Genomic DNA, 18,411 nt, shown 5'->3' with positions numbered 1-18,411 from the left:
ACAAAATATAGGTTGATTATTCAAATAATGAATAATCTCTTATTTATTAACAATAAAATCTCTACCAAATTAATTTAACTAACTAATCCATTAACCAAAAAAGGGGTGTGTATGAAAAAAATTATACCACTTTTATTGCTATTTGCTCTAATACCTACCCTTTTATTAGCTCAAAACACATTTCGAGTGATGGGAAGGGTAACAGACAAACAAGGCGAACCGCTAGTAGGAGCAAATGTTTTTATTAAAGCTCTCAATATGGGAGCCGCAACAGACCTCGATGGAAAGTACTCTTTCGAAGTACCGAAAGAATTAGCAAAAGGTCAATCAGTTACTCTTAGTGTAACTTATGTTGGTTACAAATCACAGTCAGTTAATATCATACTTACAGGAAATTCAATTGAACAAAACTTTCAATTAGAAGAAGATATTTTTGAAAGTGAAACAATTGTTGTAACAGGTATTGCTTCGAGAACATCAAAATCAGTTTCTGAAATTGCTGTATCAAGAATTCCTGCAGCAGAATTAACTGCTGTTCAAAGTTATCAGGGAATTAATCAATTACTAAGCGGGAAAGTAGCTGGTGTTCAACTAAAACCAACATCTGGAAATGTTGGTGGTGGATTTAGTTTCTTTGTTAGAGGTGGTGGTGGATTAAACGGCGATGAACAACCAATGATTTTCGTTGATGGAATTAGAGTAGATAATACAGAAATTGTAGGCTATGGAAGAGGCGGACAAGGATTTAGCATTCTTGCTAACCTAAATGTTCAGGATATTGAAAAAATCGAAGTATTAAAAGGTCCAGCTGCAGCTGCTATGTATGGTACCAATGCTTCGAATGGTGTAGTTATGATTACTACTAAATCTGGTAAATTACTACCTGGTTTAGGAAAAGCAGTTTCCATTGATTACAAATACAACTTTGGAATTAATACTCCATCATTCAAATACAAAGCTTCAGATTTTCTTTCAGTTAAGGATAATGACAGAGCAAACAAAATTTATAAAGATGGTTTCATTAGAGACCATTTTATAAGTGCTACCGGTGGTACAGGAATATTAAGATATTATGCATCATTCCAGAATCGTATTGAAGAAGGAATTCTTGATCCAATCAAAGGAGATCGCAAAACTTTCAAAGTAAATGTAGCAGCTTATCCTGCAGATAATTTAAGCATGAAATTTAATACTGGCTTTGCATACAATTTCATACAAGCACCAAATAACGACAACAATATTTATGGATATCTTGGGAATACACTTTTAGCTTTGTGGGGATTTACAGATAGTGCAGCTGTTGCAAATTTCCAGGATAAAAACAACAACAATCAATTTCTTGGTTCTTACAGCATAACATGGTCGCCAATCCCAAATATGGATTTAAATGCTTCAGTTGGTATGGAAGATTCTGATTGGAGACAAGACCAAATTTATCCTGCACAATACAGATATGGAACAATTAACAAAGGTTCAAAAAGAATTTATAACAGACACTTTAGAGGTTTCACTTATGATTTAAATGCTCGTTATTCATATGACATCATTGACGGCTTAAGAAGCACATCTATAATCGGTACACAAATTTCTGACCGCAGAGTTCAAACAAGTTATATGAATGCTGAACAGTTTGGTTCTCAATACATAATGAACATTGGTTCAGGTGCTACAATAAGAGAATACAACGAAGGTGCAGCTCATAACCGCGATGCTGGTATCTATTTCGAAAATGATTTTTCTTATAAAGATACTTATTTCTGGACTTTAGCAGTAAGAAGAGACTATGCAAGCGCAGTAGGACGTGCAGCTCCAGCTATAACTTATCCAAAAGCCAGCTTTGCTCTACGTCTCGATAAAATGTTCAAACTTCCAGAACAAATTGACTTATTAAAATTAAGAGCAGCTTATGGAGTAAGTGGTCAATTACCAGCCAACGATGATGGTATTCCATTACTCTGGTCTGCTGTTAATGCTGGTCATGGAATTGGTGCAGTTTTAAATGCTATTGGAAATGAATCAATAAAACCAGAAGAAATCAAAGAATTAGAAGTTGGTTTCGAAACAGAATTCTTAAATATGTTTTCTCTTGAATTTACTTACTTTAGACAAAATGCAAGTAATTCAATTGTTGATAAACAAAATGCACCATCTACTGGTCTTACAGCAAGTGCAGTTCCATTTAATATTGGTGGAATGAAAAACTGGGGATTTGAATCATTATTACAATTCAATCCAATTAGAGGAAGAGACTATAATTTATCGTTCTCCTTCATATGGAATTACCAAAACAATGAAGTAACTGATTTGGGCGGCGCTCAACCAATCTTTGATGGTTTCGATGTAAATGTTATAAAAGAAGGAATGAGAAAACATGAATTCTATACATGGAAAACAAAAGGTGCAAAGTTTGATGCAAATGGTAAATATATTGGAGTCGAAGCTACAGAAGATAGAGTTGATTTAGGAAATCCATATCCAGACCATTATGGTTCTTTCACTGTTAATTTCAGATTCTTAAAGAACTTCAATTTCTATGCACTGGCTGAATATGGATTAAATAATAAAGTTTATAATCTAACAAAGCAATTTGCTATACAATACAACAACAATACAACTTACGAAGAATTAAAAGCAAAATTGGGTCTTACAACAAAATATCCAGAAATTCAGAGATTAGAAGTTGGTTCTGCAGAATACAAAGCAGCTGCAGAACAATATGCAAAGATGAATTATGTTTATGATGGAAATTTCATTGAAGATGCAGACTTCTTAGTAATAAGAGAATTAAGCTTGAGTTATGATTTTACAGAATTAATTTCTGAATTTATTCCTGGAAATTACATCCGCAATTTTGTTGTAGGGTTCTCTGCTTACAATATGTTTAAGTTCTCAAAATATACAGGTGCTGATATCGAAGTTAACTTTGCAGGCAGCAGAAGCTTATCACGCGGACAGGATTTCTTAACACTTCAGAATCCTAAAGTTTTCAACTTCTGGTTCCAAATCGGATTTTAATTGAAGGAGAAATGAATATGAAAAAAATAAAAATATTAAAATATGTTCCACTACTTGTATTTCTCACAGTATTTGCCTGTGAAGATTATGTAACTAGTGTTGACCCATTTATTGACAGAGTAGAAGATGCAGTGCTCGATAGAGAAGACCAAGTTAATTTTCTTGTTATTGGTGTTCAGGATGCAGCAGCATTTTGTATAGACGATTTATTTATTGCTGCAGATGGACTTTCTGACCAATTATTCTTTACTCGTGCAGTTCGTAATGCTACTTATCCAACCTATGAACAAATTGATTTAGGAGACATCTTATTAGATAACAACTCAATTGATGCAGCTTATACTCCATTACATCGCTTTAGAAAATATGCAGATACCTTAATTGCTCGAATTGATAGAATTACATTCAAAGATGAAAGTATTAAAAAGAACGGATTATACAATGCATATCTGTATGGAGGATTAGCTCGTTACTTCAGTGCTACTTACTTTGGTTTAACTCAAGAATCAGGCGGAGATGCAATCAATCGAAGTGCAATTATTCCATCAGCAAAATTATACGATTTAGCAGTTGAAAAATGGAAAAATGCTCTTAACTTTGCTGCTACAGATGCTCAAAAGAGATTGGTTAATTCTTTAATTGCGAGAGCATATCTCTTCAAAGGAGATTATGCAAATGCTGCAACTTATGCAAAAGATGGAATGAAAAATGGGGATCCAGTATTTGATGCAAAATACAATACTTTGAACGATAATAATTATCGTGTTCAAGCTGGCGAACTTCGTTCTCAATTTGTTCTTACACAAAGAATGGTTGATTATGTAACAAAAGACCCAAAAGAAGCCAACAGAATTCCATACAAAAAAGCTTCGCTTGCAACCGGAGCTACTGGCACTTACTATTATCAATACAAATATAAACTCGACCCTGGAACTGGTTTAATTACTGGCATTCCATTAATGACCTGGCAAGAAAATAATTTAATGTTAGCAGAACTTATTTTAAGAGGTGCTGCTTCTGGTGATGCACTTGCTTTGGTAAATGAAGTTAGAGCTTCTCATCAAATTGACCCATTAACAGAAATTACTCTGAATGACCCTTCAAAACCAAGTATTGTTGAAGAACGAGATAAAGAACTTTGCTTCCAGGGAATGAGATTACCAGATGAAAGAAGATTTGGAATTTGGCATTTACCAGGCAAGTGGCAATATCTGCCAATTCCTGAAGGAGAAAGAAACGAAAATCCAAACTTCTAAAAAAGAAAGGCTGACCATTTGGTCAGCCTTTTTTATTCTTAAAAACTCTTCCTAAAATTTATTGTTATTGCTGCTGGTAAAGTTGAATTTGTTTCTGCACTTACATTCCAACTTACATCATTTGAAATGTTTTTGTTATAAGCAGAAATTAATCTTACAGCATTAATTGCACTAATTAATCTATTCAATATCAAAGCACCGATTGCAAATCTTACATTATTATAAGCCTGTTCACTTGAAAGCCACATTTGTCGATATTCTTTTCTTTGACTTTCACTTTCCCATTTCCAAAAATCTGCTTTTGGGTCATAAACATTATAAAATTCTCTATTCAATTCTTTAACACGATTGTATTCATCAACACTGATATAAATTCCAATAGTAGCAAAATAATCCGAATCTTTTCCTTCAAGATTTACTCCGCCTTTCGATTGTGCAAATGATTTGTAATTATCCTCTTTCCATTTTCCATAAATATTAAATCCTGCAAATACACCCCAGAGAACTCCATCAGTAATTGTAAAATATTTTCCGCTTTCATAATTGCCTGCATATAATTCACCCATACCTGGAATTAACATCGAAAATAAAATACCAAGTGCAGGATTCTTTTTTTCTTTTGATTCTATGAAGTTATTCGAAATCAAACTTCTCTGTTTTTTGCTTTCACTTTGGAATTTTTCAGAATTATTTTGCAGAATTTGATTGCGAAGTTCAAATAAATTTTCTTTCTGAAATGTTTGAGAAAAAATTGTTGATGAGACAAAGATTAAGAAAAATAATTTTTTCATAATTCAACCTGTTTTAGTGATAATTCAGCAGTAGCAATATTCTCATCAACCCCCGTAACTTTTACATTTATAAATTGATTAATTAATTGTTCATCAAAAGGAATTTTTATTCTAATGTAATTTGATGAAAATCCTTTCATAAATCCATTGTGATTCTCAGCTTCAAAAAGAACTGTTTGTTCACTTCCAATCATTGAACGATAAAATTCATTTCTCTTTTTATCACTTAAAATTCGCAGCATATTATTTCTTTTCTTTCTTTCTGCAATATCTACTTTTCCTGGCAAATTTATTGCTTTTGTATTTGGTCTTTCTGAATATGTAAACACATGCAAATATGCAATTGGTAATTCTTTTAAGAAATTGTAAGTTTCGATAAAATCATCATAAGTTTCGCCCGGGAAACCAACTATCACATCAACACCAATTGCAAGTTCTTTTATCTTATTGACTGCTTTATAAATTAAATCATGATAATCTTCAACTTTATAACGACGCTGCATCAATCTCAAAATTTTATTGCTTCCGCTTTGAAGAGGAATATGAAGATGATTGCAAATTTTATTTGTGCCTGCAATTAAATCAATCAAATCATCATTTAATAAATTTGGTTCTATAGAACTTATTCTAATTCGATATTCACCATCAATTTTTAACATATCATTTAATAAAGAATAAAGATTATAACCGAAAGATTTTCCATAATCTCCAACATTAACTCCGGTTAAAATTATCTCTTTATAATTTGAATCGAGAAGTTTTTTAAATTCCTTTATGATTTCATCTGGTTTTGCACTTCTGCTCTTCCCTCGAGCAAGTGGAATTGTACAGAATGAACATTTATAATCGCATCCATCCTGAACTTTGAAAAATGCACGAGTCCTATCATTTGTTTCAGCCGAGAAAGATGAATAAAATGAATTCAATTCTTCTGTAGGTGTAACATGAATACACGAAAGATTTTTCTTTTCTTCTGTATCAGATGTATTTACTTTCTTGGGATTTTCAAAATCATTGATGTAATTAAAGAGATTAAATTTTTCGTTGCTTCCTAAAACAGCACTAACTCCTTCAATCTTTGCAATCTCTTCCGGCCTTAATTGAGCATAACATCCGGTGACAATCACATAAGCATCTGGATTATTTCTCAAAGCTCGACGCACAATTTGTCTGCATTCCCTTTCTGCATTTTCAGTAACACTGCAAGTGTTAACAACATAAACATCAGCGGATTCGTTGTAATCAACAATATTAAAACCTCTTTTCAAAAATTGTTCGCTGATTGTTGTTGTTTCAGAAAAATTTAATTTACATCCTAATGTGTAGAATGCAACTTTTTTATTCATAAAGAAAACTTTCTAATTATAAAATCAATTAATAAATATTATAGAATCAAAATCAAGTCAAGATTAAAATAATAAACGGGCTGAGTTTTATTCAATACTTGAATAAATCTGCAGCCCGAATATTTACTTTAACTGAATTTTTATTCAGACTTTTGTTCTTCCTGTTTTGGAGTTTCAGTCTGAGGCGGCTGAGGAGGTGCTGGTGGAATTTTATCATCATATAAATTAAAGTCAGATGAATCAAATTTACCTGCATCAGCCTGTCTAATGTCTTCTATTGTAACTTTATCAAGTTTATGTTTGGTTATATATTCAAGAATTTCTTCATCAGATTTTTCTTTCAATACAGCAAGAGCACTTAAGACTATCTTTTTATTTTCTTTATCGAATTCAACTACTTTTAGTTCAAGTGTTGTTCCGATTGGGAAGCAGTAAGATAAATTTTTTATTTTCGAAGTTGATAATTGAGTTGCAGGAATAAATCCATCAACACCGAGCGGCAGTTCTGCAATTAATCCTTTTTCAATAATTCGAACAACTTTACCTTCTGTAACTTTTCCAACAGAATAAACAGATTCAAAACCATCCCAAGGATTTGGATTAATTTGTTTATGTCCAAGAGATATTTTTCTTTGTTCAGTATCAACACTAAGAACAACTACATCAATTTTTTCGCCTTTCTTTACAACTTCACCGGGATGACGAATTTTCTTTGTCCACGATAAATCTGAAATGTGAATCAATCCATCAATGCCGGGTTCAAGTTCAACAAATACACCAAAGTTTGTTAGATTTCTTGCAATTCCTGTATGACGTGAACCAACTGGATATTTCTTAACAATATCTTGCCAAGGATCTGGTGTTAATTGTTTCATGCCAAGAGAAATTTTCTTTTCTTCTTTATCAAGACTCAAAATTACTGCTTCAACAACTTGTCCCATTGATACAAACTGAGAAGGATGGCTTATATGTTGAGTCCAGCTCATTTCGGAAATATGAATTAATCCTTCAATTCCTTTTTCAATTTCAATGAATGCGCCATAATCTGTAAGAGAAACAACGCGACCTGATACTTTATCTCCAACTTTATATTTCTCATCAATATTTTCCCATGGATGAGGCTGAAGTTGTTTTAAGCTGAGAGAAATTCTTTTCTTTTCTTTGTCGTAATCAGTTACAACAACTTTAATTTTTTCGTCAAGCTTAACAACTTCGCTTGGATGATTAATTCTACCCCAACTTAAATCTGTAATATGAATCAAGCCGTCAACGCCATTTAAGTCGACAAATACACCAAAGTCTGTAATAGCTTTAACAGTTCCTTCAAGAACCTGACCTTTCTCAAGTTTTTCAAGGATTTCTTTTCTCTGGTCTGCAATAGTTTCTTCAATTAACACTTTATGTGATACAACAATATTTTCTGCAGCTTCGTTTACCTTAACAATTTTGAAGTCCATTGTTTTACCAACATAAGCATCAAAATCTCTAACTGGACGAATATCAATTTGTGAACCTGGTAAAAATGCTTCGATGCCCATAAGGTCAACAACCATACCGCCTTTAATTCTCTTAAGAATTTTTCCCTGAAGAACTCTATCGTTTTTATAAGCATCCATAACATTAGCCCAGATTTTTAGGAAATCAGCTCTCTTTTTGCTGAGAACAAGATTTCCTTCTTCGTCTTCAACACTTTCTATAACAATGTCAATTTTAGAACCGATTTTGATTTCTTCAGTTGAGCTGAATTCTGATTTTGGAATTGTACCATCAGATTTAAATCCTACATCAACAACAACATTATCTCCATCAATTCCTACAATTGTACCTTGAATTATTTCACCTTCCTTAATATCGCGGAAGGATTCTGAGTAAAGTTTTGATAATTGTTCAAGTTCTTCTGGTGAATAGTCTTCAGTATTTACGAACTTAGCCTGTTCATTAAGTTTTTGCATTGTATCTTTTTGTAAATCGGACATTAGTCCTCCTACTTTAATTTTACTGCTTACGTCTTTCCGCCATCAAAGAAAGCCGCTGCAGCTTTTTTTTAATTACACATTAGTTATTTACTGATGGCAAAAACTTAGTAATTAATTTCAATTCCTTTGCTTTGTAAAACTTCGTTTACTTTTGCAAGTAAAAATTCCAAATCTTGTTCTGGAGTAAAGCCTGTATTATCAAACTCAATTGCATCATCTGCTTTTTTAAGAGGAGAAACTTTACGTCCGCTGTCTATTTTATCTCTTTTTTCGAGATTTGCTTTAACTTCTTCAAAAGTAATTGGAATATTTTTTTCCTGATATTCTTTAAATCGTCTTTGTGCTCTTGTATCAAGAGATGCAGTTAGAAAAATTTTTACATCGGCATCGGGAAATACAACTGTTGTAACATCTCTTCCTTCTGCAATAACATTTCCTTTGTTTCCAATCGACTTCTGAATTTTTACCATTTCTTCTCTTACTTCCGGTATAGCACTAATCTCACTAACTTTAGAGTTTACCTCAGCACTTCGAATTTTATCTGTCACTTCTACATCATCCACAAAAACTCTTGTTACACCATCTTCGAATTTCAAATTCAAGTTAATTTTTTTTGTCATCTCGATAACTGCATTAACATCATCAGCAATACCTTTCTGTAGCGCCATAAAAGTTATGGCACGATACATTGCGCCAGTATCCAGATAGTTAAATCCAAGTTTTTTTGCCAGATTTTTAGCAGCAGTGGATTTGCCTGAACCAGCAGGACCGTCTATTGCTATTATAATTTTCTTCAACATTGGGTTACAAAAATAGGAAAAGAGATTAGATGCCGCAAATTTAAAACATAATTTTTTCTTCAGATTTTATAATATGATTTTGATTATCAACCATTACGATTTTGGGCGAATAATTCTTAAGTTCCTCTTCTGAATAATTTGCATAACTGGCAATTATTATCAAATCCCCTATTTGAGCTAGACGGGCAGCAGCTCCATTTAAAATTATTTCTCCATCTTTACCATAAATTACATAAGTAGAAAACCGAGCTCCATTATTGATGTTATAAATATCTACCTTTTCGTATTCCAAAATATCAGCTTGTTCACATAAAGATTTATCAATAGTTATTGAACCTTCATAGTTTAAGTTGGCATCTGTTACAACTGCTCTATGAATTTTTGATTTTAACATCTCTCTCCTCATTATTGCACCTCCTTTTCTCTGTTCATATTAAATGCTAAATATAAACCATCAAGAACAAGTGTTGGAATCATAATATCAAATAATTTTGCTGATTCAAAAAGTCGTGAAAAACCACCTGTGCCAATAACAACAGGAGTTTCATCTTTAAATGCTTCATCAATTATTCTTGCTTTCAATTCTTTGACCATTCCAATTTGGCCAAAGTATAATCCTGATTGAATGCTTTCAACTGTTGAACGACCTATAACTTCGTTCATTTCTTTTATTTCTACTGTTGGAAGTTGAGCAGTTTTGCTTTCAAGTGCTTCCATAGAAATTTTTATTCCAGGTAGAATTATTCCTCCAAGATATTCCTTGTTCTTGCTAATTACACAAAAAGTTGTTGCGGTTCCAAAATCGACCACTATCAAATTTTTATTTGGAAAAATATTTACAGCTGCAATTGCATTTGCAATTCTATCAGCACCAACTTCAAGTGGATTTCTGTATTTAATTTTTAATCCTGTTTTAACTCCTGGTTTTAGAAAAAATGGTTCTTTATTAAAATATTTCACACAGCCTGCTCTTAATGAATGATTCAAATCTGGCACTACACTGCATATTGAAATGCCTGAAATGTTTTCCGGCTCTACATTATTTTCTCTTAAAACATTTTTCAGAAAAATTCCAATTTCATCCGAAGAAAATTCCTGCCGTGATGTTTTTCTAAATTGAAGTATTAATTCATTATTTCGAAATACTCCACCATGAATTTGAGTGTTGCCTACATCAATACAGAGAATCATAAATTATCTCCTACTTTCTGATAAATTATTTCTTCAATTTTTTGTGAAAGTTCATTTACAGTTTCTGCAGAAATTCTATTCATTTCTTTATCATAAATATTGAAATGTTTTTGAACATTATTTTCACGATTATTTAAATCATTGTTAATCACTAAATCGCAACCTGAATTTTCAAAACATTTTCTAACAGCATTTATCCTTTCTTCTTCATTGAAAGTGCTTGTAAACTTGAATGCAACAAGAAATAAATTTTTGTTCCTTGAATAATTTTTTATTCTATCAAGAATTTTGAAATTTCTTTTAAGATATAATACAATTTCATCATAGCCTGAGTTAATTTTTGAATTTAATGGAACAGAATATTTTTCATTATTCAATTCAACCATCACTGGCGAGTAATCGCTTACAGCAGCATTATGAATTACAACATCAAAATTTTCATTGCTCAGCATATTTTGAATTTTGTCATTCAAATCAATGAAATCCATAAATGAAATTAAATTGCATGAAAGAAAAGGAATTTTGGCATCAATTGAATGAAGATAAGTAACATCATAATTTTTACGAATGAAAAATTCAGCAATTTGAGATGCAGTATTTCCAGTGCTCAAGTTCGAAAGAAATCTTATGCCGTCAATATTTTCTTTTGTGCCGCCTGCAGTAATCAAAATCTTTAATTTTTTTTCAGAACTTTTGCTCAAGGATTTGATGAGATAATCATAAATTTCATCAGGGTCAAGTAGTTTCCCTTTGCCAGTATCACCGCATGCTAAATAACCTTCTGCCGTAGGTAAAATTACGGCTCCCCATTCTCTTAATTTTTGTAACGATAATTTTGTTGCAGGATGTTCATACATATTTGTATTCATTGCAGGTGCAATTAGAAATGGTTTTGACCAATCATGTGCAAGAAAAAGTGATGTTAAAAGATTATCAGCAATTCCAGCGGCAAATTTATTGATGGTATTTGCAGATGCTGGGCATACAATTACTGCATCTGCCCACTTTACAAGATTAATATGGCTCATCATTTCACCGCTTTGAAAAATATCAACATAAACAGGATTTCCAGTTAATCCTTCGAGTGTAGCTGAGCCAATAAATTTTAATGCACCTTCAGTTGCTACTACTTTAACTTCAAAACCATTTTGAACAAGTTTTGAAATTAAGTAGGCACTTTTATAAGCTGCAATCGAGCCTGTTATTCCAAATAAAATTTTATAGTTTGACATTGTCAATTAACCTCACTTTTCCAATATGAACTGCTCCAAATCTTCGTCCTTCAAGTTCTTCAATATAATCTACTTTGAAACCAAGTTCTTCAAGTTCTTTCCTGATTTCTTCGTTTGATTTGTTCGACATTAATAATCTTGGAAAATTTAGTGCTAACTTTCTTTCTTCTTCTGATAACAAAAGATTTCTCGAACTCATTGCAAGACCATCTTCATCACGAACAGTTGGGCATGGAATAATTTCTATATCCATAAAAAATGCTTTGCACATTCCATCAATTAATTTGAGCTGCTGATAATCTTTTTCACCAAAGTATGCTCTATTTGGTCGAATTATATTAAAAAGTTTCATTACAATTGTTAGCACTCCTTCAAAGTGTCCGGGACGAAATGCACCACATAATTTTTTACTGAAGTCTGTTTCAATAACTCTATACTTATAGTTGTCTTGATAAATTTCATCATACTCGGGATAAAAAAGAAAATCAACTTTGTGATTTTTTAATATCTCAAAATCTTCCTGAAAAGTTCGAGGATAATTTCTCAAATCATTAGGGTCGTTAAATTGAGTTGGATTTACAAAAATACTTACAACAGAAATGTCATTCTCATTTACACATTTTTCAATTAAAGAAACATGACCTTTATGAAGAGCTCCCATAGTCGGAACAAATCCGAATCTTTTGTTCTTTAGTTCATCTGAATTTCTTATTTCTTTCCATTCAGAAATTTTTTTGATTACTCTTGTCATCAGTAACTCTCATCTTTGTTTGGATAATTTTGATTTTTTACATCATCATTAAATTTATTTAATGAATTCAAAATCAGTTCGAAACCATCAAGATATTTGCGTAAAAATTTTGGTTGAAAATCTTTTGACATTCCAAGCAAATCCTGCAGTACTAAAATTTGTCCATCAGTAAATGGACCTGCTCCAATTCCGATAGTTGGGATTGACAATTCTTTTGTGATTTTAGCAGACAATTCAGATGGCATCATTTCAAGAACAATTGAAAAGCAGCCTGCATCTTCAAGTTTTTTTGCATCATCTAAAAATTTTTCTGCAGTTTGCTCATCTTTTCCTTGTAATTTGTATCCTCCAAATTGATGAACAAATTGTGGAGTTAATCCAATATGTCCCATAACAGGTATTCCAGATTTAACCACATATTGAATTAAATCAAGGTTATCATCAGCACCTTCAATTTTTACTGCCTGAGCACCCACTTTCATTAATTTATCAATTGATTCCATCAAAAAACTAATTCCCTTTCGATTAGATAAAAATGGAAGGTCTGAAATCAACAATTTGTTTTTTAATCCCCGCCTGACTGCTGCAGTATGATAACACATCATTTCAATTTCTGCATTTATTGTAGTTTCAAATCCATGCATTACCATTGCTGCACTGTCTCCAACAAGAACTGCATCAATATCACTTTCATCAATTATTTTTGCTGACCAATAATCATAACATGTAACCATAGAAATTTTTTTGCCAAGACTCTTCAGCTTTTTAAATTCATTTATAGTTTTCATTTTTATTTCACCTTTGAAACAAATAGAGAATTTGAAAACAGGGTTGATAAATGGAAATGATAATTAAGAATGGGATTGAAATTGGATATTGAAAAAAGAAAAACTTTGAAATTTGTTTTGGTACTTGTCTCATCGATCAAGTCCTGCATTGTAAATTTATTTGAATTAATGTAACCGTTCTAAATAAAGAATCGGTTCTTTTATGTGTGACAAAAATAACACTTCAAAAATAATTTTACTAAAAATTTAATTTCTCATTCCAAGTCCTTTAACATCATGAACAACTTCAAATAGATAATTTTCTGAAGCCATTAAATCTTTCAATGTGAGGTTATCGACAATTGAATCAATTGCATCCTGAATAATTTTCCATAAAGAACGAATTGAACAGTCAATCGAATTTGTACAAAAATCTGTTATACCCGAATGATGCTGGCAGAAATTTTCATCATACAATCTTCCGCCAAGAGCATTTAAAACTTCTCTTATTTTAATTTGTTCTGGTGGTCTTGAAAGAGTGTATCCGCCAGTCTGTCCTCTTTCTGCAATTAAAAAACCACCCAATCGAAGTATTCTTAAAATCTTGCCAACATTATGCTGCGACATTTTTTCTGCTCTTGAAATTTCTGGAATTGTAAGAGATTTTCCCACCTGATAAAATTTTGCAACTCGCAATAACAATCTTAATCCATATTCTTCTTGAGTACTAAATTTCATTTTGCCTCCAATCAATTCATGAACGGCGTTTCATTGTATAATTTACTGTTCAATCTTTATTCTTGATAACTTTTATTTTTTGTTTCTTCATCTTTGTGTCTTTAATTCTTTGCGATTCTCTGCAAACTTTGCGGTTTCAATAGTTCATATAGTACTCAGGTGAAGTTAATTTCTCATATATCCGCTATCATTTAATGTTGTATCGTATCTTAAAAAATTAGGATACTATAATTAACAAAAAAATCTATGTATTAATTTGAATCTTCGAGCCGCATGAAATTGCATGAACAAGCTGAGCGTATTTTTCAGGAGAAATTGATGGTCCTTTTCTCTTGCAATATTTATCGAAAACAGATTTTAATTCCTCTGCAATTTCTTCTGGGTATCTTCCTTCAATACTGTGACGCGGAAGAAAATATACAAGCTCACCATTTTCAAACAAAGCCATTGAGGGCGAAGAAGGAGGATATTGACTCAAGAATTTCTCACGAAGAAAATCTACTGCATCTCTATCCATACCTGCAAAGACAGTAATAAATTTATCTGGAATAGTATGATGTTGAAGTGCGAGTGTTGCTGCAGGACGAGCGCTTCCAGCTGCACAACCACACACTGAATTTATCACAACAAAAACAGTTTCTCCATTTTTTTGTGAAAGAACATCGTCTACTTGCTGCGGGGTTCTTGTTTCCTGAAAACCAACAAAAACCAATTCATCCCGCATTGGCTGAACAGCTTCAGGATCATACAATGGTGGTTTCATATTTATTTCAAACATAGATATTTCCTTTCTTTTAGTTTATAGAAATCCTAATTCAAACTTTGCTTCTTCACTCATTTTATCCATAGACCATGGTGGTTCCCAAACTAAATCAACATAAACATCTTTCACACCTTTTACATTTTTAACTTTATACTTGACTTCGGAGGGCAAACTTTCTGCCACAGGACAATGAGGAGAGGTCAAAGTCATTTTGATATAAACATTTCCTTCGTTATCAATTTTCAATTCGTAAATCAAACCCAATTCCCAGATGTCAACTGGAATTTCAGGGTCAAAGCATGTTTTTAATACTGCAATTATATCTTGTTCGAGTTTACCTTTATCAATCATATTATGAAAACATTTGTTTTACTTTTATTAAACTTTCTACAAGTTTATCAATTTCTTCTTTTGTATTATAGAACGAAAAAGATGCTCTTGCAGTAGCAGGTATATTAAATCTTCTCATAATTGGTTGAGTGCAGTGATGTCCAGTTCTTATAGCAATTCCATCTGTATCGATTATAGTTCCAATATCATAAGGATGAATTCCTTCAATAATAAATGAAACTACAGAAGCTTTATTTTTTGCTGTTCCAATAATTTTTAGACCATCAATTTCCATTAATCTTTTTGTTGCATATTCAAGAAGTGAATTTTCATATTCAATCAATTCACTTCGATTGAATTGATTTAAATAATCAATTGCAGCACCGAGACCAATTCCTCCTGCAATGTTTGGTGTTCCTGCTTCAAATTTTCTTGGAATATCTTCAAAAGTTGTTTTTTCAAATGTTACGGTTCTAATCATATCACCACCGCCCTGATACGGCGGCATCATTTCGAGATATTCTGTTTTGCCGTATAAAACTCCTATACCAGTCGGACCAAAAACTTTATGTCCAGAAAAAGCGTAAAAATCTGCATCTAGTTCCTGAACATCAATTTTAAGATGCGACATTGCTTGTGCACCATCAATCAAAACAGGAATATTGTGTGAGTGAGCAATCTTTATAATTTCTTTAACAGGATTAATAGTTCCAAGTGTATTTGAAATGTGAACTACGGAGACAAGTTTTGTTTTTTCTGTTATAAGTTCTTCAAATTTATCAAGTTCAATTTCGCCGTTGTCATTAATCGGAATAACTTTCAGATTAATATTTTTTCTGTCTCTTATTAATTGCCATGGAACAATATTGGAATGATGTTCCATATTAGAAATAATAATCTCATCTCCTTCGCGAAAATATTTAGTTCTGCAAAGTGTTGAAGCAACAAGATTAATTGCTTCAGTTGTTCCTCTTACAAAAATAATTTCCGATGCACTTATTGCATTAATAAATTCTTTTACCTTCAGTCTTGCATTTTCATATTGTTCAGTTGCAAGCTCACTCAAGAAATATAAACCTCGATGAATATTTGCATTATCATAAGTATAATAATAGGTTAATGCATCAATTACACTTTGAGGTTTTTGAGTAGTTGCAGCATTATCAAGGTAAACAAGTGGTTTTCCGTTTACCAATCTTTTTAATATTGGAAAATCTTTTCGAACTTCTTCTACATTGAATTTTCTTTTGACTTCTGTGATAGTATTAATCACGGTTCACCAAATTTTTTTAAGAATTAAGATAAATTGTTTTGAAATTCTACTCGATGAAGTCGTTCAAATATTCTATGATTAATTTGTTCTTTAAGTTCTTCAATTTTCATTGATTCAATAACATCATAAGCAAAAGCTCTAATTAAGATTGACTTTGCAAGTTCCTGAGGCACACCTCGAGAACGAATATAAAATTCGGCTTCCTCATCAAGATGTCCAACAGCTGCACCATGTGTACATTTTACATCGTCAGCAAAAATTTCGAGCTGTGGTTTTGTATTTATCTTTGCATCTTTTGAAAGCAAAATTGCTTTATTTTGCTGATAAGCATTTGTTTTTTGTGCACCTGGTCTAACAAAAATTTTCCCATTAAAAACGCCATGCGAGTTATCATCTAAAATTCCTTTATACAATTCATTGCTCATACAATTTGGTTTTGCATGGTCAATAAATGTATAATTACTTACATGCTGATTATCCTGCGCAAGATATAATCCGTAATAATGTGTCTCTGTAAATTCACCATCCAATTTCGAATTAATATCATTTCTTACAAGAGAACCGCCAAAACTGATATTAAATTGGTTAAATATACTTTTAGAATTTTGAACAGCATCGATTTTTTCAATATGAAATGAGTCATCATTTTCATCTTGAATTTTATAATAATCGATCAAAGCCGATTCACCAATGAAAACATCAACCGTAGAATTCATGAAATAATTTTTATTCCCAAAACCTTTGTAATTAACTATAACATTTAATTGTGAGTTATTGTTTGCAATAATTAAATTTTTTGGGGAAACTAAAACTTCATTTTCATTATTTCCATTTAAAAATAAAATCTGAACAGGTTTATCAAGAACAACATTTTTATTTGCAATGATTACAAATCCATCATAGGCATATATGCAATTCAAAGCATTAAAAATATTTTGTTCGCTGGAAAATTTATCAATGTTGTTATGAATAAGTTCTGGTTTGTCTTTTAAGATTTTATTAAGACTTCCAGCAATTAATCCATTTGGCAAATTCTTAAGTTCACTTAAATCTTCTTCAAAAATTCCATTCACGAAAGTGAGAAGATAAAAATCAAATCCAGTGAATAAATATTTTTTTATTTCTTCAGGGGTAAATTTTGTTTTATCAATTAAAATTGATGGAATAAAATTATGCTTTAAGATCGGAGTTACATCAGTAAATCTCCATTCTTCATTTTTTCTATTAGGGAAATCTAATTCTAAAAATTTCTTTTTAGATTTTTCTCTAAGCTCGTTTAATAAATTTTTGCTTGAGCCATTAAGTCGTTTTGATAAAATATCTATGTTTTGTAAATACCAATCTTTTGCTTTTTCAGACAAATTTTGATTCATGCTTATTCTCCTGCTTACGCATTTTGTGATTCAAGTTCATCAGTTGTAATCCAATCATAACCTTTTTCTTCAAGTTCAAGAGCTAATTCTTTGCCGCCTGATTTCACTATTTTTCCTTTTGATAAAACATGAACATAATCAGGCACAATGTAATTAAGTAATCTTTGATAATGAGTAACTACAATTACAGCATTCTCGTCGTTGTGGAAAACATTAACACCATTAGCAACAATTTTTAATGCATCGATGTCAAGACCGGAGTCTGTTTCGTCAAGTATTGCAAGTTTGGGATTTAACATCAAGAGTTGAAAAATTTCGTTGCGCTTTTTCTCGCCGCCAGAAAATCCAACATTAACAGAACGACTAATTAGAGAATCATCCATTCCAAGTATTTTAGATTTTTCTTTCATCAAATCAAGAAATTCTTTTGGAGTTAATTCTGGAAGTCCAAGATGCTTTCGTTTTTCATTAATTGCAGTTTTTAAGAAGGTTGCATTCGATACACCGGGAATTTCAATTGGATATTGAAAAGCCAAGAATACACCTTCACGAGCTCTTTCCTCTGGTTCAAGTTCAAGCAAATTTTTACCTTCAAACCAGATTTCACCTTCAGTTACTTCATAGCCTTTATTTCCTGCTAAGACATTTGCAAGAGTACTTTTTCCTGAGCCATTTGGTCCCATAATTGCATGAATCTCACCAGCTTTAACTTCAAGATTTATTCCTTTTAAGATTTCTTTTCCTTCAACATTTGCATGTAAGTTTTTAATAATGAGCATTTTTATACCTTCATTTTTGTTAATAAAATT

Annotated in this window: 17 protein-coding genes; 2 read left to right on the top strand and 15 right to left on the bottom strand. The window is 31.9% G+C overall.

The annotated features are described in order from the left end of the window. Positions 1-111 precede the first annotated feature (111 nt). On the top strand, positions 112-3,015 hold the full coding sequence (locus tag AC27L2_RS04575) for a carboxypeptidase-like regulatory domain-containing protein (protein ID WP_487210509.1): 2,904 nt from the start codon (positions 112-114) through the stop codon (positions 3,013-3,015). A gap of 17 nt (positions 3,016-3,032) precedes the next feature. Continuing rightward, complete coding sequence (locus AC27L2_RS04570) at positions 3,033-4,271, top strand: RagB/SusD family nutrient uptake outer membrane protein (RefSeq protein ID WP_487210508.1); 1,239 nt, start codon at positions 3,033-3,035, stop codon at positions 4,269-4,271. Positions 4,272-4,309: 38 nt separating this feature from the next. On the opposite strand, the gene AC27L2_RS04565 is transcribed toward AC27L2_RS04570, so the two are convergent. The 15 genes from AC27L2_RS04565 to sufC all read right to left on the bottom strand — a co-directional run bounded on the left by AC27L2_RS04565 (position 4,310) and on the right by sufC (position 18,381). Next, positions 4,310-5,062 (bottom strand): hypothetical protein, encoded by a 753-nt coding sequence (locus tag AC27L2_RS04565; RefSeq protein ID WP_487210507.1) that lies wholly within the window; start codon positions 5,060-5,062, stop codon positions 4,310-4,312. Further along, entirely contained in the window at positions 5,059-6,408 is a 1,350-nt protein-coding gene (gene mtaB / locus AC27L2_RS04560; protein ID WP_487210506.1) for a tRNA (N(6)-L-threonylcarbamoyladenosine(37)-C(2))-methylthiotransferase MtaB, read from the bottom strand. The genes AC27L2_RS04565 and mtaB overlap by 4 nt, the downstream gene beginning before the upstream one ends. Before the next feature lie 140 nt (positions 6,409-6,548). Beyond that, positions 6,549-8,384, bottom strand: a complete 1,836-nt coding sequence (gene rpsA / locus AC27L2_RS04555; RefSeq protein WP_487210505.1) for a 30S ribosomal protein S1 — start codon at positions 8,382-8,384, stop codon at positions 6,549-6,551. Between the two features lie 104 nt (positions 8,385-8,488). Further along, complete coding sequence (gene cmk, locus AC27L2_RS04550) at positions 8,489-9,181, bottom strand: (d)CMP kinase (RefSeq protein WP_487210622.1); 693 nt, start codon at positions 9,179-9,181, stop codon at positions 8,489-8,491. A 43-nt stretch (positions 9,182-9,224) separates the two neighbouring features. After that, a complete protein-coding gene (panD, locus tag AC27L2_RS04545; protein ID WP_487210504.1) occupies positions 9,225-9,590 on the bottom strand; it encodes an aspartate 1-decarboxylase in 366 nt (121 codons plus the stop codon). Then, the gene (locus tag AC27L2_RS04540) at positions 9,590-10,375 is read right to left on the bottom strand and encodes a type III pantothenate kinase (protein WP_487210503.1); all 786 of its coding nucleotides are present in this window, start codon (positions 10,373-10,375) and stop codon (positions 9,590-9,592) included. Before AC27L2_RS04540 ends, panD begins: the two co-directional genes overlap by 1 nt. Then, positions 10,372-11,607: a bifunctional phosphopantothenoylcysteine decarboxylase/phosphopantothenate--cysteine ligase CoaBC gene (gene coaBC / locus AC27L2_RS04535; protein WP_487210502.1), complete on the bottom strand. Its 1,236-nt coding sequence runs from the start codon at positions 11,605-11,607 to the stop codon at positions 10,372-10,374. The genes AC27L2_RS04540 and coaBC overlap by 4 nt, the downstream gene beginning before the upstream one ends. Continuing rightward, positions 11,594-12,358 (bottom strand): pantoate--beta-alanine ligase, encoded by a 765-nt coding sequence (panC, locus tag AC27L2_RS04530; RefSeq protein ID WP_487210500.1) that lies wholly within the window; start codon positions 12,356-12,358, stop codon positions 11,594-11,596. Before panC ends, coaBC begins: the two co-directional genes overlap by 14 nt. Next, the gene (gene panB / locus AC27L2_RS04525; protein ID WP_487210499.1) at positions 12,358-13,146 is read right to left on the bottom strand and encodes a 3-methyl-2-oxobutanoate hydroxymethyltransferase; all 789 of its coding nucleotides are present in this window, start codon (positions 13,144-13,146) and stop codon (positions 12,358-12,360) included. Before panB ends, panC begins: the two co-directional genes overlap by 1 nt. Before the next feature lie 246 nt (positions 13,147-13,392). Continuing rightward, complete coding sequence (locus AC27L2_RS04520; protein WP_487210498.1) at positions 13,393-13,863, bottom strand: RrF2 family transcriptional regulator; 471 nt, start codon at positions 13,861-13,863, stop codon at positions 13,393-13,395. Between the two features lie 244 nt (positions 13,864-14,107). Beyond that, on the bottom strand, positions 14,108-14,641 hold the full coding sequence (locus AC27L2_RS04515; RefSeq protein WP_487210497.1) for a BrxA/BrxB family bacilliredoxin: 534 nt from the start codon (positions 14,639-14,641) through the stop codon (positions 14,108-14,110). A 21-nt stretch (positions 14,642-14,662) separates the two neighbouring features. Beyond that, complete coding sequence (locus AC27L2_RS04510) at positions 14,663-14,977, bottom strand: SUF system Fe-S cluster assembly protein (RefSeq protein WP_487210496.1); 315 nt, start codon at positions 14,975-14,977, stop codon at positions 14,663-14,665. A 1-nt stretch (position 14,978) separates the two neighbouring features. After that, a complete protein-coding gene (locus AC27L2_RS04505; protein ID WP_487210495.1) occupies positions 14,979-16,229 on the bottom strand; it encodes a SufS family cysteine desulfurase in 1,251 nt (416 codons plus the stop codon). A gap of 23 nt (positions 16,230-16,252) precedes the next feature. Continuing rightward, on the bottom strand, positions 16,253-17,602 hold the full coding sequence (sufD, locus tag AC27L2_RS04500; protein WP_487210494.1) for a Fe-S cluster assembly protein SufD: 1,350 nt from the start codon (positions 17,600-17,602) through the stop codon (positions 16,253-16,255). A gap of 14 nt (positions 17,603-17,616) precedes the next feature. Beyond that, positions 17,617-18,381, bottom strand: a complete 765-nt coding sequence (gene sufC / locus AC27L2_RS04495; RefSeq protein ID WP_487210493.1) for a Fe-S cluster assembly ATPase SufC — start codon at positions 18,379-18,381, stop codon at positions 17,617-17,619. Between the last annotated feature and the right edge of the window lie 30 nt (positions 18,382-18,411).

The sequence above is a fragment of the Rosettibacter sp. KY25 genome (assembly GCF_057554405.1).
The sequence above is the reverse complement of the archived record's forward strand: the minus strand, read 5'-3'. Positions and strand labels throughout refer to the sequence as shown.